We start from the raw sequence: 19532 nt of genomic DNA, 5'->3' as shown, positions 1-19532 counted from the left end.
ACTATTTTTGGCACTTTTCACTTGAATTTTTTTTTTGTTTATGATCATTTGTATCGGCTGGATCATCTTTCTCAAGGTCAATTCCTCCAACAATTAAATGCAAGTTTTTTAATTTTGCTATTTCAAATTTTTCTATACCAAATTTATTAACTTCTTTTTTTTCGTTTTTCGTTTTCATCTTAAATTGATTTTTTGTTTACTATTTATAATTACAAATATAAAGCCCTTACGTTATCGAATTAATAAATGATTTTATTTACTTGTCGAAATTCAGGAATTTCGAGTCCTATATTTTACTAAAAAACTAACTATCAGTTATTTGCAGTTAAATCTAATTCTTTAATAAAGTAAGTTGGTTTTATACCCGCTTTTTTATAAAAAGCAGTTGAAAATGATTCGGCATTGTTGAAACCAAATTCCAATGCAAGAGCCTGAACGGTATATTTCCTCAGTTTATTATTTTCTTGCAATTGATTAATAGCATACTCAATTCTTAATTCATTAATGTATTGCGTAAATGACTTTCGTTTATACACATTCACTATTTTAGAAATATATTTACTATTGGTATCAAATGTTGATGATAACATTTGTACAGTAAGATTCGATTCCAGATATCCTTTCTCATTTTCAAAACGATTGAGTTTATCTAAAATCTGATTTATTAGCTCCTCTCCAATACCTATGTCTTCAATTTTTGGGGTATCAATTTTTATTGCATTTTCAGTATTAAATTCCTGTTTTTTATTGACTTTTGCTTCTTCTATTATTTTTTCAAATTTTGATCTATAACGTTTTTTTGTTTTGTATTGATTTATTGCAAAGCCTCCTATTCCAATTATTACTAAAAATGAAAACCCCAAGCCCCAATATGTTTTTGTTTTATCATTATTAAGAGAAGTAATAAGACGTTCTTTATCAGAAATTAAATGAGGGGTATCATATTCTTTATATACCAATTGATTTAATTCTCGATAATTTTTCTGTAAAGTACTGTCTATTATCATATAAGCTGTAATGTATTTTAATTGATTTTCTTTATCATCCAAATTTTTATAATAAGAAATCAAATAAGGATAACCATCTACAAACTCTGTAGTCATTTCCTTCGTAATTTTGTAAATAGAGTCTACTCGTATAAAATTTTCAACTGCGTTTGCTTTTTTTCCTAACCCATCATACGATTTTCCTAAATAATAATAACCAGCTAATAAATTGCCCGTATTATTATATTCAATCATTTTAGGTAATGCTTTATTGATGCTGTCCAGCGCCACTTTATAATTCTTTTTTAACACTTGGTTTGCACCTTCATTTAAAACAAAAAGATATTTGTATTCTTCATTCTTTGTTGCTTGAGATTCTCCATATCCGAGTTTATTATAATAGGAAGTGGAGTCTGTATTCTGCAAAGATTTATAACAATCTGCTATTCCAAAAATAATACTTTGATAATCTTCGGAATATTTTGAGCTTCTAACATCTTTGCTTTTATAATACTTAAAGCATTCTTTATAAATATCTAATGCTTCATCATATTCTCCTAAATCTTCAGATTTGGTAATACCAATATATTCTCTTACATTATAATAATAGTCAATATTAGTTTGTAGTGCTATCTTTTCTGCCAGATTATAATTGATCATGGCTTCTTTAAACTTAAATTGATATTTGAGGAAATTACCTTTTTCGCAATAAGCAGCGGCTGGGAAAAATTTATCATTTGTTCCTTTCGAGTATTTTATAACACTATCAAGATATTGAATCGCCTTATTCTCATCAGATTTATAATAAAACAAAGCCATTTGATAATTAGCTTTAGCTTTTCTAATGTTATTATTTTCTCTTATTGCCTTAGTCATATAGGCATTTGTATATAATATTTGTTTTTTTTGATTACCTACATTTTTAAAATATAACTGGTGCAAGTGATCATAAGACAATTTTGTAAGGTCATTTTGAGCATTTATAATAAGAGGKGAAAAAATAAGAAATACAGTTTTTAAAATTTTATAAGAAATCATATTCTATAGTTTCTTACAAAAATAGAGGAACTTCATAGAATTGTAATGCTAAAATTAATATTTTTTAATAACAATTAAACAATTAGTAATCAATGATTTATGCTTAATTTTTAATAAAATTCCTGAATTAAGTATCGAGATTCCTGAATTTCGATAAATAGTATTTGCGAGCAATATCTTGTTTAATTAGTTTTGACTTCAGAAAAATGAGATATTTTTTACAGTAAGACGTTACGATAAGAAGTGGATTGTTTTTCGAAATGTAATTGGCCAATTACAAAGAGATTTGTTCAGTGGATGAGTAACCCTCAAAATCCTGAATAATGAAATTTTTAATTATTTAAAAACATAAAATTATGAATTTAGAAAATTTAAATTTAACAGAGCTTAATGCTCAAGAGGTACAGAATTTTGAAGGAGGAAGTCAGCCTCCAGCTTATAGTAATTTTAATCCTGCACCCTATTTATCACACCAACTAGTTGATTTTTGTAGAGGTCTTTTGGATGCATTTTAATTAATTTTAAACCCTAAAAACTTATAAAAATATGGAAAATATTATTGGATTTACAGAACTTAATTTTAATGAATTAATTGAAATCGATGGAGGTCATGATGACCTAGCCTATGAAGTTGGTCATTATGTTGGCAAAGCTCTTATGGTAGCTGCTTGTATAGCTTGTTTTCTTTAAATTAAAATTATAATTGGGGGTTGTTCTTTAAAGACACCCCCATTTTTTAAATAATTATTTTATGACTTTTAATATTTTTGATAATTATCATAATGAAAATACGTTATTTAAAAAAATAAAGTACTTGTTAATATCTTTATTTTTTATCTACATTGGTATAGCATTAAGTGCTATAATTATTGCTTGTATTGATTATTTTATAGTAAACATCCTGCATTATCAGTCTGTAAAAGAATTATTTAACAAATCAACTAGAATGGTTAATAAACGAAATGTTTATTATGTAATTTTAATAGGACCTTTTGTCGAGGAGCTTTTGTTTAGACTTGTCTTAAATATTAATAAATTGAATATCTCTATATTTTTAGTATTGTTTTGTTATGCGATATTAGGGGGTAAAATAGAGTCATTTGATTTTATTAATATGTTTTCATATTTTAAACTTCTTTCTTCAATATTAGTAGGTGCAATCGTTTATCTTTTTATAAAAAAATATAATTTCGAAAAGTTAAAAGAGCATAAAAAAATTATAATTTGGTTCTCCATATTTGCTTTTGGATTATTCCATTTGATAAATATCAGCAAAGTTGGGCAAATGTATTGGCAATTATCTTTATTATATCCATTCTATATTTTGCCTTATTTTATTATCGGATATTTTATTACAAACTTACGATTGAAATATGGATTTTTTTGGGGATGTTTATTGCATGTAGCACTTAATTCTATCGCAACGTTATTAATGCACTGATAAAATAAGAAATCCATAATAAAATAAAGCTTACAAATATTAATAAAATTAGTTTTATAAAAAGATTATTTATCATGATTTTTTTATTCTGAACTTTTTAATTATAATTTCAACTAAATTTTTAATAATATACTTATGAAATACTCCGCATTTGGCTACCTAGCATTAGGTATAATTTTTATTATCGGATTTATTTATTCATTTTTCAGTAAAGACATAGTTCATCAAATATTCTTTTTTCAAGCTAACATTTGGATTTATAGAATTTACAAACTAACATTCGCTACTCTTTTTATAATAGTATATTTTAATAAAACAAGAAGAAAAATTAAAGATTAAACGTTTATTTACGTGCCTAGGAAACACTAAATTAAAAAAATCCAACCATTTGGCAGTAGTGAGCAAATTTTTCAAAAATTGAAGGCTAGAGACTAAAAATATAACAGTCATTATCTTTAAAATAATATTTCAAAAAGACAGTACTATTTTAATTTACAATGAAAAAACATTAAACTTACCTTAAAGCATTGCTAATTATTTCTTTTATCAATACCATTTCTTTTTATTGCTTTTGAAGATTTAAATATCAAAACATTCAGCTACAAAATATGGATAGCTACGTTTTGTCCTCAACTTATATATATATATATATATATATATATATATACTATATCTATTCAGTAAAGAAAAATTATCTGACACTTTTAAAACTAATCTTTTAGGTAAAAGTTTATATAATAATATAATTTGGATTACCTGTTTGATACCTTTTATCATATATTCTCTTATCACTTTAAATTAATCAAAGTCTACGATTATAATAATTGGGATTTTGAAATTATTATTTATTTTATTCTAATATTTTTCTCAGCATTTTTAGAAGAAATTCTTTTCCGATTTATTCCATATAAAATCCTGGTCAATGATATTACAATAAAAGATGTAACAGTAGTTTCTCTATTTTTTAGCCTTTTTCATCTATTCAATCCAAATATTAATATCATAGGTTTAGTTAATGTTGCGATAGCAGGCGTTTTTTTTAGCTTAATATATTTGAAAAGTAATTCAATTCTAGTGACAAGTTTTATACCTGCTTTTTGGAATTTTTCAATTGGTTGTTTATTAGGCAGTAATATCAGTGGTATTAAGGTCATAAGCATTTTAGAATATGTTCCAAAAAAACCATTTTCTTTAAGCGGAGGAGATTTTGGCTTTGAAGAATCGCTTATCACTTCGCTATTTTTTTTAATTTCTTGTGTGTTTTTGTATCGTTTAAAACCAAATAAATTTAAAAAAAAATGAATTGCAGTTTAGATCCAATAAACACTTTATCACCAATAATATACGTATTACGGCTATAGATTTTTTTATTTTCAAAATATCATAAACAACTATATTACAATGTATTATATTTTATTTTTAATCAAATTCCTGAATTAAGTATCGACATTCCTGAATTTCGATAACGATCATTTGCGAGCGGTACGATGTTTCTATAATTTTGACTTCAGAAAAGTGAGACATTTTTTACAGTAAGACGTTACTAGAAGAAGCAGATTATTTTTCTAAATGTAATTGGCCAATTACAAGGAGTAATAAGTTATAAATGTTTAATCATAAAAAATCAATCATGACTTTAGAAAATTTAAATTTAGTTGAACTTGATCGTCAGGAAGTACTGACTATCGAGGGCGGTGGATGGACTGAATGGCTTGCCTCTCAAATTGTAGACAATTGGGACGATATTAAAAAAGGACTTAGGGATGGCTATAAAGCTGGTAATAAATAATTAAAAAAAATATAAAAAATGAAAAATTTAAACGAATTTAACGTAAGTGAACTAAATTTAGACGAATTAGTTTCAATCGATGGTGGTAAATTTTGGGAAGACGTAGCTTATGGTATAGGCTATGTTGGAGGTCGTTTAATGGCTGCTTATAGAGATATAGAGCCTGAAGTATACCAAAGATGGTAAGAATTAATTAAGTAATTTTATAAAATAAAGGGGCTTTATTAAGCCTCTTTATTGAAGTTAATACTATGATCTCAAAAATAAAAAATATTGCACTAAGTCTTCGAGAATGGGAGCTTATCTTGCTTGTAATTGTTTTAAATTTTTTAAATAATTATATTTTCTCCGTTGTCTCGACCTTTTTTAATATTTCTTTAAACAAAGGTTTTAATAACAATTATACCTTCAATGAAAAAATAGTTTTATTTCTCATTGTTGCTCCTCTTATTGAAACTTTATTGTTTCAATGTATAGTTATTGAAATGGCCAAGAGTCTAAAAATCAAAACCATATACTGTTGTATTTTGTCTGCTTTTCTATTTGCATTATCTCACATATACAATATTTTTTATTTCACGTATGCTTTTATGGGAGGTTTGATGTTTGCTTTTTTATATACGAGAGGCAAGAATCAAAAATATGCAATACTATTACCATTAATTACCCATATAATATATAATAGTATTGTTTTTATAATCAAAACCTACTTCTCATAATATTTTACATAAAATATTATCAAGACCTGTTGCCTGATTGCTATTTTATTAGCCTTGCAAGATTCAGATCAATTTTAAAATTTCTGTCTTACTGTTTGGCTTAATTCTTTAAAAATTTAAAATAAATGAATTTCAGTTCAGATCCGATAAATACACTCGAAAATTTAATTTCAAAAAACAAAACCAAAAGTCTTTCTATTTATTTGGTTATCATTTTGGCGATTATCATTTTCATAGTTTTACTGCCTATCATAAAAGTCGATATCACCAGTCAAAGCCGCGGAATTATAAGAAGTACCACAGATAATGTACCTGTTACTGCTATTGTAAGTGGGCGGGTTATTTGGTTAAATCTAAAAAACAATGCTGTGGTAAAAAAAGGTGATACGCTTGTAAAAATTGCAAAGCAAAATCTTGAAACAGAAAAGAACACACAAAACGTAGTATCTAGCTCAGTTAGGGAACTTTTAGAAGATATAAATTCAATCTTGTCAGGTAGAACAACTAGTTTACAAACTTCAACAGCTAGAGAAGATTTCTTAAAATTTCAATCCCGCAGAAATGAATTGAAAAGTAAAGTTTCACAGGCGCAAATTAACTTCAATCGCAATAAGGGTTTATATGATAAAAGTATTATTGCAAAAGTAGAGTACGAAAAGTACGAGTACGAATTGCATTTTGCTAATCAGGCATTACAAAGTTACACGAGTGAACAAAAAGCAGCCTGGGAAAATCAAAAAAGAGATCTCGAAGAACGCGTTAAAAACTTAAATGGAAGTATAGAGAAAATTAAAATTGAAGAAAATAATTATGCTATTATAGCACCTATTTCCGGTACGATTGAAAACTTTTCAGGTCTGCAGATAGGATCCTTTTTAAATGCAGCACAATCTATAGTAACGATTTCAGCAATCGATCATTTAATTGTAGAAAGTATGGTTTCTCCTAATGATATTGGACTTATTCATAGTAATCAAAAAGTTAAATTTCAGCTTGATGCATTCAACTATAATCAATGGGGATTACTCGAAGGAAAAGTTATTGATATCGATCACAATGTATCCGTTCAGGAAAATCAAAGTTTTTTTAAAGTACGAAGCGAATTAAATACGACTGAAATGAAATTAAAGTCGGGATACAAAACCCACGTATCAAAAGGAATGACGCTCACTACACGTTATATCATAACCAGAAGAAGTCTCTTTGATTTATTATTCGATAAAGTAGACGACTGGCTAAATCCTAAACAATTATCAATCGATAATTAACACTTAAAAATGGCATCAATAAAAATTAAACAACATGATATTAAAGATTGTGGTGCTGCTTGTTTGGCATCTATTGGAAATCATTTCCAAGTTAATCTTCCTATAGCACGAATTAGGCAGTACGCTAATACAGACAAGCGAGGTACTAATGTACTTGGTATAATTGAGGCCGCAGAAAAAATGGGTTTTACGGCAAAAGGTGTAAAAGGAGGTCTGGATTCCATAGATAAAATTCCGTTACCAGCAATTGCACATGTAGTTATGAAAGGGCAACTACAGCATTATGTAGTGATTTATAAAGTTGAGAAATCAAAAGATGACAATAAATCGACCATTACAGTAATGGATCCGGGTATTGGAAAAATGGAAACATATACTTTTGAAGAATTTCAAAAAATTTGGTCAGGTGTTTTAATTCTTTTTGCTAAAAATGATGATTTTAGATCATACAATGAAAAAACTTCACCATTAACCCGTTTTTGGCATTTGATTCAACCTCATAAAAGCATTTTAATTCAGGCGTTAACAGGTGCAATTATTTTCACCGTTTTGGGATTAGCAATGTCAATTTATATTCAGAAAATTACAGATTACGTTTTAGTCGAAGGCAATCGAAAACTGCTTAATTTATTAAGTATTTCTATGATTGGTATAATTTTGTTACAGAGTTTTATTGGTTCACAAAAAAGCATTTTTGTAATGAAAACGGGACAGTTAATAGATGCCAAACTAATTTTGGGTTATTACAAGCATTTGCTACATCTGCCGCAACGTTTTTTTGACACAATGCAAATAGGAGAAATTACTTCCCGAATAAATGATGCTGTAAAAATTAGATCATTCATAAATGAAGTTGCGATTGATATGATTGTAAATGTTTTTATAGTTATTTTTTCATTCGTTCTAATGTTTACTTATTACTGGAAATTGGCTTTAGTCATTTTACTTGTGATTCCTTTTTACATGGCAATTTATTTTATTTTGAATAAATTCAATAAAAAGGTAGAGCGCAGTATTATGGAGAATGCAGCTGATTTGCAAACGCAATTAGTTGAAAGTGTTACCCATATACGTACCATTAAAGAATTTGGGATAGAAGAATTTTCGAATATAAAAACGGAAAATAAATTTATAAAGCTATTATTTACCACCTTTAAATCTGGTTTAAATGGAATTTTCGCAACTACTTCTACACAATTTTTAGCTTCTGCTTTTACAATAGTTTTAATGTGGATTGGAGCCGGTTATGTAATTGACAGAGCTATTACTCCCGGGGAATTATTTTCATTTTATGCTTTAATTGGCTATTTTACATCACCGGTTGCTTCTTTAATTGGAATGAATAAAACCGCTCAAAATGCATTAATTGCGGCTGACAGACTTTTTGAAATCATGGATTTGGAACGTGAAAAAACAGAAAACAAAATTGAATTACGAAAAGAAAACATAGGAGATATAAAATTTGAAAATGTAACTTTCAGATACGGTTCCAGAATGGAAGTGTTTAAAAACTTTAATGCTGTCTTTAAAAACAATGAAACAACTGCTATTGTTGGAGAAAGCGGAAGCGGAAAAACAACTCTTATTTCACTTCTTCAAAACTTGTATCCAATAAAAGAAGGAAAAATATACGTAGGCGATTACGATACTCAGTTTATACATTATAAAAGTTTAAGAAAATCTATTGGAGTAATTCCGCAACAGCTTAATTTATTTTCTGGTAATATTATAGAGAATATAGCCTTAGGAGATTCTTTTCCAGATATTCAAAGGATATTAGATTTATCCAAACAATTAGGAATTACTGAATTTGTAGAAAGATTACCAAATGGTTTTGAAACCCAAATTGGTGAAAATGGGGCAATGTTGTCAGGAGGTCAAAAACAAAGAATTGCAATTGCGAGGGCACTTTATAAAAATCCAGACATCTTATTGATGGATGAAGCAACATCCTCATTAGATACAAGTTCTGAAATGATGGTTAAGAAAACTATAGATAATTTCAAAAACCAAGGTAAAACTATAATTATCATAGCCCATAGATTGAGTACTATTGCAAATGCAGATCAAATCTTAGTAATGGAAAATGGAAAAATAATTGAATCAGGGAATCATCATGTTTTACTGGATAGAAAAGAAAAATATTTTGACTTATGGAAGAAGCAAAGCTTGGTTTAAATCTATATCAATCTTTAAGTAAATAGTAATTTCAACTAATAACAAATCATAATATTTAAATGCCAAAAAATTGACAATTCCTCAGTTAAAAAAAAATTACTATTTTTAGTAAACATTCAATCCTCTATTTATGACCGATAAATCACAACTCCGAAGCTCCATTTTCAGGCATCTTGACGGCTTGGCAGTTGCTCCCGTGGCAATAGCACTAAAGAAAAATGCAGTTTTAGAGTTTATCCTGAGCAAAAAACAAGTACAATTGACAGAGCTCGTAACTGTTTTTAAAGCAAATGAAGGGTATCTGAATGTTGGTTTGAGAATTTTGGCCTCGCAGGGCTTTTTAGATTATGAAGTCGATAATCAGACACAGGAAATCAGAATTACAGTGAATGAAAAGACAGCAATAGCTTTTTCACTGTTTCATCTCTATGAAGATGTTGTCGATTTACTTCAGTTTTCGATTCAGTTTCATGCCCGTCTTTTTGAAGATGCACCTTTTGAAAAACTCAACCTTATTTTCGAAAAATATAAAAAAAGATATGGAATTGAACCTTCTGATAATAACCTGATAAATGAGATTCAGGATCAGATTTTAAAACATATCGAAGGTTATTTGATTGGGCCAACAATCGTGCGTTTGGCGATGAAAGGAATGTTTCACAAATACTTTATGGAAACTTCTTTCAAACCCGAAGAGTTTCATAAATCACCTGAAAATTTCAAGAAAATATTAGACTTTTTCGTACATCTTGGATGGTTTCTGGAAAAAAATGGTAACTATCAATTTACCGAAACAGGTTTGTTTTTTGCAAAAAGAGCCAGCGCATACGGTGTTACAGTTTCGTATTTACCCACATTTGCCAAAATTGAAGAATTAATTTTTAAAGATCCTTCGGTTTTAAGAATGATAGCCGATGGTGAGAACGAAATTCATGTTGATCGCGAAATGAATGTTTGGGGAAGCGGCGGTGCCCACGACACTTATTTTAAAGTAGTAGATGAGATAATCGTTAAACTTTTTAATTTGCCAATTGAAGAGCAGCCAAAAGGAATCCTGGATATGGGTTGTGGCAATGGCGCTTTTCTTCAGCATATTTTTGAAGTAATCGACAGGCAAACCCTGCGGGGGAAAATGCTCGATGAATATCCATTATTTCTCGTTGGAGCAGATTATAATCAAGCTGCGCTAAAAGTCACAAGAGCTAATCTTATAAAGGCAGATATTTGGGCAAAAGTAATTTGGGGAGATATTGGACGTCCGGATTTGCTTTCGGAGGACTTGAAAGAAAACTACAATATTGACCTTAAAGACTTGCTTAACGTAAGGACTTTTTTAGATCACAATCGAATTTGGCAAGAGCCAAAACACATCGATACAGACAGAATCAGTACATCTACCGGCGCATTTGCCTATAGAGGAAAAAGAATCAGTAACAATCTCGTTGAAGATAATCTCCTGGAACATTTACAAAAATGGTCGCCATATGTCCGCAAATTTGGTTTGCTTCTGATTGAGTTGCATACTATAAATCCAAAACTTGCTGCCGATAACTTAGGAAAAACACCTGCAACTGCCTACGATGCCACTCACGGTTTTTCGGATCAATATATTGTTGAGATAGAGGTCTTTAATAATGTTGCAGCAGAAGCCGGATTATTTCCGGATAAATCTATTTTTAAACGATTCCCGGACGCTGATATAGCGACCGTAAGTATCAATTTATTAAAAGGGCATTAAAATTAGTTCTGACAGTTAAATGGATTATTTTAAAATTACAAAAACCGGAGAAACCGAAAACAAATTATTAGTATGGAATCTAACGAAAACAACAGAAAAGGTTTTATGCCAATTGAGCCCAATATTTATGACCATTTAAATGGGGATTATGATCTTATAATATCGTGTTTCGAATACATTCGGGGTGAAATTCCAACTATTTTAAATATTGATCCTGATGATATTGAGGTATTCTTAGTCTCATTTTGCAACTTTTTAGGACAATATTATCCTGCAATCGGAATTCGGAATAAAACAGATTCAAAAAAATCGTTAAGTTTTGATTTTTTTGAAATTGATGAAAAAGTAGAAAACTGGCTAGCCAATTTTGGAATTGAAAATCTCAAACAAAAAGCAACAGAAATCAAATCTATTGATTGGAAAACATTGCAAGACCTGCAAGAATATCCAAGCCAAACAAGACCTTTCTAAATATTTATATTTATTAAGAGGGAACTAAAATTAATATTCCCAATTAGAAAACAATTCGCTAATTCTTAAGCATACTTCATAAAAAAACCAGATCAAACGATCTGGCTTTTTTTATGTTTTTCTATTTAAAATAATTATTTAATAATCAACTTTTTAGAAACATTGTAAACATTTGAACTGATGGTCACAACATATATTCCTGCAGCCAAATTATGATTGATTTTTGCAGAAGCATTAAGTTTATTTACCAAAACCCTTCTTCCGTTTATATCCGTAACCGTAACCGTTGCAACATCACCTGCTTTTAATTCCGGCAAGGCAATATTAAATTCATTGTTTATTGCAGGATTTGGATAAATACTCACCTCAGAATTTTTATCAACTGCTGCTTCCGCACTATTAATTCTTTTTGATGCAGAAGTGGTTTGAAATTGCCATTGTGCACTATCCCAATTGTTTTGACCTCCAATATATTGAGCAGAACCATTCAGGTTTTCAATATGAATCATGCTTCCGGTTTGCCATCTGTTTTTAATTCTTACCCAAGTAGCATCTACATTCTCAGTTGACCATTGTGCACTCCACCAAGTATTTTGTCCAGCCGTACATTGTACCGCTCCGGTTAAGTTTTCGATATTCATTATATCTCCTGTACCAACATTTTTTAATACAAAATAAGTCGCATCGATCGCTACTTTTTCCCATTTGTAATTGTTGTTGGCAACCGTTGCACCGTAGCCAACATTAGCACCGGCATCATATAAATAATTATTATTCCACTTATTTTTAATGGTGAAATAATTTCCTGTTGCCGTACTAACCGTAATTGCCGCTGTACTGGTTTTATTGCCGTCAGCCGTTGTTACCGTGATTGTTGCCGTACCGTTAGAAACTGCTGTAACTAAACCGGAAGCATTAACAGTTGCAACGCCCGTATTGTTTGACGCATAACTAACCGCTTTATTCGTTGCGTTTGAAGGTAAAACTGTTGGTGTTAATTGTTGCGTTCCGCCAACGTTTAAACTCGCTGTTGTTAGAGCTAAACTCACACTTGTTACCGCTACATTTGTAGAATTTACCGTGATTGCAGAAGTTGCCGTTTTTGCTCCATCCTGAGTTGTCACCGTAATTGTTGCAGACCCTGACGCGATTGCAGTAATTAAACCGGAACCATTTACCGTTGCAACGCCAGTATTATTAGAACTATAACTCACGGTTTTATTAGTTGCATTTGAAGGTAAAACAGTTGGTGTCAATTGTTGTGTTCCGCCAACGCTTAAAGTCGCCGTTGTTGGAGTTAAACTCACACTTGTTACCGCTACATTTGAAGAATTTACCGTGATTACAGAAGTTGCCGTTTTTGCCCCATCTTGAGTTGTCACTGTAATTGTTGCTGATCCTGATGCAATTGCAGTAATTAAACCCGAGCCATTTACTGTTGCCACACCAGTATTATTAGAGCTATAACTCACTGTTTTGTTAGTAGCATTTGCCGGAGCAACAGTTGGTGTTAATTGTTGCGTTCCGCCAACGTTTAAAGTAGCTGTAGTTGGTGTAACCGTTACGCCTGAAACCGGAACTGAGGTACTGGAACAGCTTGAACTTTGTGTCCATGAAAATGTACCAATGGCACTGATTTCTTCATTTGCCGTTGCATTACCGCCCCTATTCAAATAATTCATATTGCAATACGTTCCGTTTCCAGCGGGAGAACCTGCTATAAGTACAAAAAAACCTCTTCCCCAGTTTCTGTTAAGCGCATTATTGTTTGGATATTCCTTACCAGTTCCGTTAACCGTAATATCCTTGAAACTAAGATTATAAATACCATCTCCAGATCTTTTACTGATAGAAATAGCATCGTTTCTTGAATCCAGAATGTCGATATTATAAAGCTGAACATTTTTAACCTGAGTTCCTGCATTCGTAGCGCTAAAAATATCTACCGCAGGTACCGGATTATTATAAGTATCATTAAAAGTTCCGCAAGTTGTTACCGTAATATCATGAATTTCGTGCATGCCGTCATTGTTGAAAGGCGCTCCTGGAAAATTATTACTAACTCTGATTCCCGCTTCCAGATTGTCTTTTATAATCAAATTGTAAGCTTTGTTGTTTTTCCCGCCATAAATAGCTAAACCACAGGCACGCCAACAGTTTTCAGAAGTATTGTATCTAAAAGTATTATTGATACATTCCAATCCATCAGCAGACCAAATCGCCTGATCATCATCACCATTATTTCTAAAATTACAATGCTCTACAATTGAGTTTGCAGTTCCTTTGCACAGATTTATTCCATCGGCATAATTATTTCTAAAACGACAATGAGACAGCGTAAATCCATCGGCTATTGCAGGACCTCCAGTATTATATTGTGCAATCCAGGCGCCACATTCAAAATGTTCTGCCCAAATATTTTTCACGGTCGAAGCCGATGTAAAAACCCCATTTATAGCTTTATAAGAATTACTTCTCGAAGCCGAATTTGTAGTTAAATAAAGATCTGTAAAGGATATACCGGCTGCATTGGCACGCAATCCTCCATTTAAACTGCTTGTGTTGGTAAAATTAATTTGAGTATACCACATTCCGGCACCTACAAGTGAAGTATTGGCAGTACCAAAATACAATTCGCGATTAACATTATAAACGCCACTTGGAACAAATATTTTTTTACCGCCGTTTGCGTCAATAAAAGTCTGAAGATCACTTCCGTTTCCACTATAAGTTACTGAACCCGCCGGAGCAGTAATACTTGTTGGAACCGGTTCTATCTCTGCAAAATCCAAATTTATATTACCCGATTCTCTAACCAGTTTTAATGTTCCCGATGCCGCTATTTTAGCAGGAAGTTTATAACGTACTTCGTCAAATCGCATTCTTGGATTTTGATTTGTGATTCCGTTATTATTTGGATTTCCATTACTCCACAAATATTCCCAAGACCAGGTCGAAGTCAACGTTAGCGTAGTAATTTTTGTGTTTCCGTCATACACACCAATAGTACCAGATTGCCCGTCAGGAACACTGTATCGAATTACAAGTCCGTCTGCGGCTTCTGTAAGCGTCCATTGAACTGTAGCATTCGTCGCAGAAAAATTTACACATTGCTGATCTGTAGCTTCTGATTGAAGATCTGACTGAACATATGATTTTGATGTAACAGAAGCACCATTAGACAATTGACCTGCGTTTGCTTCATACCTTTTATATGCCGCATCATAATAACCACGCTGTGCATACAAATTTGAAGTTAAGAGAACTAAAAAAATCCATACGATATGGACGTATTTTTCTCTTTTAAAAAAAATAAAATGTAATTGATTAATCATATTCTTTGGTTTTAAATTAGTAAGTTACTTCCTGAAAAAAGGACATAACGAAACTAGATTTAAAAAAGGGCAAATAAAAAAAATGCGTTAAAAATCAAGATTCATACAACGTTTTCGCTACATTAAAAGACTAAAAACCAACACAATACATTTTTATACTAAATAAAAAATCAAGAATTAATATAGATATGAAATTGACAATTTAAAGCAAACACAATGAGAATATTAAAAAAAATTAACATCATTTATAATAGATTCTCTTTTTCGATACTTAATAATAAAATTATTACAGATTAAATCCGTTTTTATCTGCGTTTTTACGAAGTAAATCTGTTTTATCCGCGTCAAAATTAGACGCTGATTTTACTGATTCGCTAAAGCAAAAACGCTGATAAAAACGGATTTTTCTAATTACTTTCTTGATTAAACTGTGAGTAATTTAGATTCCTCCTTAACTTAATGACATTCCTCAACGGATTATTATTAATAATTATAAAGCCCATTTCTCACAAAATGGGCTTTATAAAAAATGCAGATTTACACTAATGAAGTACCGCCATCAATAATTAATGTTTGTCCCGTTCCATATTCCTGCTCTAATAAATACAGGAATGTTTTAGCAATATCCTCCGCCTCGCCTACTCGCTTAACCGGTAATGTATTTCCAATATTGGCATACATGGCTTCTCTGTCACTTTCTGACATACTGCCCCAAAGTTCCGTTTTTACAACTCCCGGAGAAACAATATTTACTCTTATTGGTGCTAATTCCATAGCCATTGCTCTTGTAAAACCTTCCATAGCAGCACAAATACTGGCGCCCAATGCCCATCCTTTATTTGGTCTGTTACTTGCAATACCGCTGGTTAAAACAATAGAACCTTTAGAATTTATAAAGGGTGCCGCATATTTTACAGCAGCAAAAGCACCCCAATACCGAATATTAAAATAATTTCTGGCATCTTCCAGAGTAGTATCTTCAACATTTGAAAGAATAAGATTTTCACCCGCAGTAAAAATTAAATGATCAAATGAACCCACTTTTTCAAAAAGATTTTTGACTTCAATTTCATTTGTTACATCAACTGCATATCCTGTACTTTCGGCAGCTATTTCTTGCAAAGCTTTATCTATGCGTCCTTGATTACTCGAAACAATAATTACATTTCCACCCTTTGAAGCAATTGATTTTGCCGTAGCCAAACCAATTCCTGAGCTTCCGCCAATAATTACTACTTTTTTGCCTTTTAGATTTTCCATTTTTTACTTTTTTAATGTTTCTGACTATTTTAAGTCGGACAAAAGTAGAAAGGCAGATAAACAAAGGATTTAACAATTGTTAAAAAGCAAATTAGAGAGTGTTTTTTTTAATACGGCTTAAGGATTGTTTTGCGATGCCAAGATAAGAAGCAATATCAGTTTGGGAAACTCTCGATGCAATGTTAGCTTGTCGCACAATAAATTTTTGATAACGTGAAGTTGCATCTTCACCAAGATAAAAATTCCGCAATTCGACTTTATTAAGCAAAGCCTGTTGAAATATATTGTCTAACATGTTTTTGAAATAAGGTAAATCAAGATACAAAAACTCTAATTTATTTTTCTTGAAAACAATTACTTCCGTATCAAATGCTGCCTGAATTCTATCTGTTGAAAAGGTATTTTCTGTAAAGCTTTTTAAAATCGTACAAAACTGATTTTCACTAAAAAAGAAATGGATAATTTCATTCCCTTTGTCATTTATACTTACTATTTTCAAAACACCTTTACAGACAAAAAATATTTCGTTTGCAATTTTGCCTTCCTCCAATAGAATTTCACCTTCTTTTACAGTCCTATATTCTAAAATCTGTTCAATACTGTTTTTATCTTCCGAAGGTATTTTTTGAAAAAGTCCTAAATAATTAAAGAGAGGTTCAAACATATTATTATAATCTTTTCAAGGTTTTCAATATTCATTTCGCCTATCAAAGGTATAAGATATCGGTCTAATTTTTTTCAATTCTAAAGTAGTTTTGCACTCGCAATCTTTTACCTTAAATTTGCATACGCGTCATAAGCAGAAAAATACTGAAAATACAAATAAACGAGAGTCTGGATCAGGCAAAATAAAGTGGAAGCAGAAAATAAAGAAACGAGTTGGATTATTTGTGAGGAATGTCAGGGACGCGGAAAAAAAAGCCGGGGGATCACCAAGAAAGCAAGACAACGCTACCAAATGGCGTTGGAACAATTCGAAAAAACGAAAGGTGAAACAACCGCTCCAATTCCGCCGAAAGGTCATCAACACATTTGTGCAAAATGTTCCGGATCTGGGTTAATTCGTTCTGCCATTCGTCCTGTTCCAGATGGCGAAAACTATCCTCATGTTGCTATTATTGGTGGCGGAATTGGCGGCGTGGCTTTGGCTGTAGCCTGTTTGCACCGCAAAATCCCTTTTACTATTTATGAACGCGATACTAGTTTTGATGCCCGATCTCAAGGCTACGGACTTACTTTGCAACAAGCCAGTAAAGCAATTGAAGGCTTGGGAATTTTTTCGCTAAAAGACCGCGTAATTTCCACAAGACATTTGGTACATACTACAGAAGGAAAAGTGATTGGAGAATGGGGAATCAGAAAGTGGATACAATCAGACGAAAAAACTTCTACGAAACGTTCCAATATGCACATCGCACGTCAATCATTGCGATTAGCACTGCTGGAACAACTTGGCGGACATAATGCCGTACAATGGGGACATCAATTGGTCGATTATAAAAAAAATGAAGGTGAAAGCATTACGTTAAATTTTCAAGTCGATGGTCAGATAAAAAACATCAAAACAGATCTTGTAGTTGGAGCCGATGGTATTCGAAGTTCAATCAGAAACTTGTTGATAGGCGAGAATTCTACGCCTTTACGTTATCTTGGGTGCATTGTAATCTTAGGTATTTGCCCTTTAAAAGCGCTGGACGGTCTTGATAATAATTTATTAGATTCTGCTACGGTTTTTCAAACTGCCAATGGCAATGAACGAATCTATATTATGCCTTATACAGCTGACTCCGTGATGTGGCAACTTAGTTTTCCAATGTCAGAAGAAGAAGCCAAAGCATTAAGTGCAAAAGGAACAAAAGCACTTAAAAAAGAAGCGTGTCTTAGAACACAATGGCACGATCCTATTCCGCAAATATTATTGGCTACTGCCGAAGCTCAAATTTCGGGATATCCTGTTTATGACCGCGAATTACTTCAACCGGAAATGTTGGAAAAAGCTGGCGCAATAACCCTAATTGGAGACGCTGCACATCCTATGAGTCCGTTTAAAGGGCAAGGTGCAAATCAGGCTTTATTGGATGCGCTTATGCTGGCTCGCGGAATTTCAAAAAACTGCAGACCTTCATCTCAATGGAGAAAAGCCGGAATAAGAGAAAGTGTATTAACGGAATTTGAATCCGAAATGTTGGAGCGTAGTGCCACTAAAGTGAAAGATTCTGCCGATGCCGCACAATTTCTACATTCCGAAATTGTACTTCATGAAGGCAACGAACCAAGAGGACGCTGTTTAAAAAGAAAAGAAACCTAATATTTACCCCATTTCGAAGCCAAATTATAAGAAGTAAGAAATATTTTTCAATCATTTATTTTCTTAAATTTACTTATCTTTTTATAATCAACTTACATGGAAATGAATAATTTGGAATTAGTTTCCATTAAGGAAGTACTAATAAAAAAGGTCAATGGTTTTAAAAGTTCCTCAATAACAGATATTCTTTCTGTCGAAGAACCTTTGGAAATAAAAATCCTCTATGGATCTGAAAATCAAAGAATCCAAAAAAATATTTCTGTAACGATGCGAACTCCCGGAAATGATCCGGAACTTGCGGTAGGTTTTCTATTTACTGAAGGAATTATTTCGTCTTATAATGTTGTAAAACAAGTATATCATTTACAAACGGACTGTAAATCACAGAAAAAAAACAGTATTCAAGTTTCCCTTAAAGAAGATTTTATTCCGCATTTAATGCAGGCAGACCGTAATTTCTACACCACTTCAAGTTGTGGCGTTTGCGGAAAAGGTTCTATTGAATCTATAAAAACCGTTAGTTCATATAGTATCATCGACAAACCACGATTAAATGTTTCTTTAGAAATATTACATCAATTGCCTCAAAAATTAAGAATAGCACAAAGCGATTTTTCTGCCACGGGCGGCATTCATGCATCAGGTCTTTTTTCGATTGACGGAAATCTTATGCTTTTACAAGAAGATGTTGGACGGCATAATGCGTTGGATAAACTAATTGGCGCCGCTTTAAAATCGGACTTATTACCGTTAAACGAACATATTTTGCTTCTAAGCGGAAGAGCCAGTTTTGAGCTAATTCAAAAAGCGGCTATGGCAGGTATCTCAATTGTTACAGCAATTGGCGCTCCGTCAAGTCTTGCAGTAGAATTAGCCAAAGAATTCAATATGACACTTTTGGGATTTCTAAAAGAAGACCGATTCAATATCTATAATTCTTGTGATACTGTAGAAATAGAGATTTCTCATTAAAAATCATCCTTATTCAAAAACTTCTGTTG

18 protein-coding genes are annotated in these 19532 nt (G+C 31.7%); 13 read left to right on the top strand and 5 right to left on the bottom strand.

Translation table 11 applies throughout. From position 1 onward, the window contains the following. Nucleotide 1: 1 nt before the first annotated feature. Both EAH81_RS27315 and EAH81_RS01265 read right to left on the bottom strand, forming a co-directional pair. Entirely contained in the window at nucleotides 2–178 is a 177-nt protein-coding gene (locus tag EAH81_RS27315) for a hypothetical protein (RefSeq protein ID WP_161595772.1), read from the bottom strand. 133 nt (nucleotides 179–311) lie between these two features. Then, on the bottom strand, nucleotides 312–2024 hold the full coding sequence (locus tag EAH81_RS01265) for a helix-turn-helix domain-containing protein (protein WP_140502872.1): 1713 nt from the start codon (nucleotides 2022–2024) through the stop codon (nucleotides 312–314). 356 nt (nucleotides 2025–2380) lie between these two features. Here EAH81_RS01265 and EAH81_RS27685 point away from each other — a divergent pair, with 356 nt between their 5' ends. From EAH81_RS27685 to EAH81_RS01220, 11 genes are all read left to right on the top strand, one after another. Beyond that, the gene (locus EAH81_RS27685; RefSeq protein WP_194150810.1) at nucleotides 2381–2539 is read left to right on the top strand and encodes a bacteriocin; all 159 of its coding nucleotides are present in this window, start codon (nucleotides 2381–2383) and stop codon (nucleotides 2537–2539) included. Nucleotides 2540–2570: 31 nt separating this feature from the next. After that, a complete protein-coding gene (locus EAH81_RS27615) occupies nucleotides 2571–2714 on the top strand; it encodes a hypothetical protein (protein ID WP_170214111.1) in 144 nt (47 codons plus the stop codon). A 61-nt stretch (nucleotides 2715–2775) separates the two neighbouring features. Beyond that, nucleotides 2776–3465: a type II CAAX prenyl endopeptidase Rce1 family protein gene (locus EAH81_RS01255; protein ID WP_140502869.1), complete on the top strand. Its 690-nt coding sequence runs from the start codon at nucleotides 2776–2778 to the stop codon at nucleotides 3463–3465. Between the two features lie 747 nt (nucleotides 3466–4212). Next, the gene (locus EAH81_RS01250) at nucleotides 4213–4767 is read left to right on the top strand and encodes a CPBP family intramembrane glutamic endopeptidase (protein WP_140502867.1); all 555 of its coding nucleotides are present in this window, start codon (nucleotides 4213–4215) and stop codon (nucleotides 4765–4767) included. Nucleotides 4768–5095: 328 nt separating this feature from the next. After that, nucleotides 5096–5254 (top strand): hypothetical protein, encoded by a 159-nt coding sequence (locus EAH81_RS27680; RefSeq protein ID WP_194150809.1) that lies wholly within the window; start codon nucleotides 5096–5098, stop codon nucleotides 5252–5254. Between the two features lie 18 nt (nucleotides 5255–5272). Beyond that, a complete protein-coding gene (locus tag EAH81_RS27310; protein WP_161595771.1) occupies nucleotides 5273–5440 on the top strand; it encodes a hypothetical protein in 168 nt (55 codons plus the stop codon). Nucleotides 5441–5505: 65 nt separating this feature from the next. Then, a complete protein-coding gene (locus tag EAH81_RS28095; RefSeq protein ID WP_140502865.1) occupies nucleotides 5506–5973 on the top strand; it encodes a CPBP family intramembrane glutamic endopeptidase in 468 nt (155 codons plus the stop codon). A 125-nt stretch (nucleotides 5974–6098) separates the two neighbouring features. Continuing rightward, entirely contained in the window at nucleotides 6099–7241 is a 1143-nt protein-coding gene (locus EAH81_RS01235; RefSeq protein ID WP_140502863.1) for an HlyD family secretion protein, read from the top strand. 9 nt (nucleotides 7242–7250) lie between these two features. Beyond that, the gene (locus tag EAH81_RS01230; RefSeq protein WP_140502860.1) at nucleotides 7251–9419 is read left to right on the top strand and encodes a peptidase domain-containing ABC transporter; all 2169 of its coding nucleotides are present in this window, start codon (nucleotides 7251–7253) and stop codon (nucleotides 9417–9419) included. Nucleotides 9420–9549: 130 nt separating this feature from the next. Further along, entirely contained in the window at nucleotides 9550–11157 is a 1608-nt protein-coding gene (locus tag EAH81_RS01225) for a class I SAM-dependent methyltransferase (RefSeq protein WP_140502858.1), read from the top strand. Nucleotides 11158–11229: 72 nt separating this feature from the next. Beyond that, nucleotides 11230–11628 (top strand): hypothetical protein, encoded by a 399-nt coding sequence (locus EAH81_RS01220; RefSeq protein WP_140502856.1) that lies wholly within the window; start codon nucleotides 11230–11232, stop codon nucleotides 11626–11628. A 134-nt stretch (nucleotides 11629–11762) separates the two neighbouring features. On the opposite strand, the gene EAH81_RS01215 is transcribed toward EAH81_RS01220, so the two are convergent. The 3 genes from EAH81_RS01215 to EAH81_RS01205 form a co-directional block, all read right to left on the bottom strand. Continuing rightward, entirely contained in the window at nucleotides 11763–14963 is a 3201-nt protein-coding gene (locus EAH81_RS01215; RefSeq protein ID WP_161595770.1) for an Ig-like domain-containing protein, read from the bottom strand. Between the two features lie 537 nt (nucleotides 14964–15500). After that, nucleotides 15501–16223 (bottom strand): SDR family oxidoreductase, encoded by a 723-nt coding sequence (locus tag EAH81_RS01210; protein WP_140502854.1) that lies wholly within the window; start codon nucleotides 16221–16223, stop codon nucleotides 15501–15503. Between the two features lie 91 nt (nucleotides 16224–16314). Continuing rightward, the gene (locus tag EAH81_RS01205; RefSeq protein ID WP_140502852.1) at nucleotides 16315–16887 is read right to left on the bottom strand and encodes a Crp/Fnr family transcriptional regulator; all 573 of its coding nucleotides are present in this window, start codon (nucleotides 16885–16887) and stop codon (nucleotides 16315–16317) included. A 189-nt stretch (nucleotides 16888–17076) separates the two neighbouring features. On the opposite strand from EAH81_RS01205, the gene EAH81_RS01200 reads away from it, so the two are divergent. Next, complete coding sequence (locus EAH81_RS01200) at nucleotides 17077–18531, top strand: FAD-dependent oxidoreductase (protein WP_241676486.1); 1455 nt, start codon at nucleotides 17077–17079, stop codon at nucleotides 18529–18531. A gap of 96 nt (nucleotides 18532–18627) precedes the next feature. Beyond that, nucleotides 18628–19503: a formate dehydrogenase accessory sulfurtransferase FdhD gene (gene fdhD, locus EAH81_RS01195; protein WP_140502847.1), complete on the top strand. Its 876-nt coding sequence runs from the start codon at nucleotides 18628–18630 to the stop codon at nucleotides 19501–19503. The last annotated feature ends 29 nt before the right edge of the window (nucleotides 19504–19532 follow it).

Source organism: Flavobacterium pectinovorum, from assembly GCF_006438875.1.
Taxonomy (GTDB): domain Bacteria; phylum Bacteroidota; class Bacteroidia; order Flavobacteriales; family Flavobacteriaceae; genus Flavobacterium; species Flavobacterium pectinovorum_A.
Note: the sequence above shows the minus strand (reverse complement) of the source record. Positions and strands in the feature narration are given on the sequence as shown.

Coding starts and splice junctions, on each gene's coding strand:
- EAH81_RS27315 (WP_161595772.1), bottom strand. CDS start 178: ATGAAAACGAAAAACGAAAAAAAAGAAGTTAATAAATTTGGTATAGAA.
- EAH81_RS27685 (WP_194150810.1), top strand. CDS start 2,381: ATGAATTTAGAAAATTTAAATTTAACAGAGCTTAATGCTCAAGAGGTA.
- EAH81_RS27615 (WP_170214111.1), top strand. CDS start 2,571: ATGGAAAATATTATTGGATTTACAGAACTTAATTTTAATGAATTAATT.
- EAH81_RS01255 (WP_140502869.1), top strand. CDS start 2,776: ATGACTTTTAATATTTTTGATAATTATCATAATGAAAATACGTTATTT.
- EAH81_RS27680 (WP_194150809.1), top strand. CDS start 5,096: ATGACTTTAGAAAATTTAAATTTAGTTGAACTTGATCGTCAGGAAGTA.
- EAH81_RS27310 (WP_161595771.1), top strand. CDS start 5,273: ATGAAAAATTTAAACGAATTTAACGTAAGTGAACTAAATTTAGACGAA.
- EAH81_RS28095 (WP_140502865.1), top strand. CDS start 5,506: ATGATCTCAAAAATAAAAAATATTGCACTAAGTCTTCGAGAATGGGAG.
- EAH81_RS01235 (WP_140502863.1), top strand. CDS start 6,099: ATGAATTTCAGTTCAGATCCGATAAATACACTCGAAAATTTAATTTCA.
- EAH81_RS01230 (WP_140502860.1), top strand. CDS start 7,251: ATGGCATCAATAAAAATTAAACAACATGATATTAAAGATTGTGGTGCT.
- EAH81_RS01225 (WP_140502858.1), top strand. CDS start 9,550: ATGACCGATAAATCACAACTCCGAAGCTCCATTTTCAGGCATCTTGAC.
- EAH81_RS01220 (WP_140502856.1), top strand. CDS start 11,230: ATGGAATCTAACGAAAACAACAGAAAAGGTTTTATGCCAATTGAGCCC.
- EAH81_RS01215 (WP_161595770.1), bottom strand. CDS start 14,963: ATGATTAATCAATTACATTTTATTTTTTTTAAAAGAGAAAAATACGTC.
- EAH81_RS01210 (WP_140502854.1), bottom strand. CDS start 16,223: ATGGAAAATCTAAAAGGCAAAAAAGTAGTAATTATTGGCGGAAGCTCA.
- EAH81_RS01205 (WP_140502852.1), bottom strand. CDS start 16,887: ATGTTTGAACCTCTCTTTAATTATTTAGGACTTTTTCAAAAAATACCT.
- fdhD (WP_140502847.1), top strand. CDS start 18,628: ATGGAAATGAATAATTTGGAATTAGTTTCCATTAAGGAAGTACTAATA.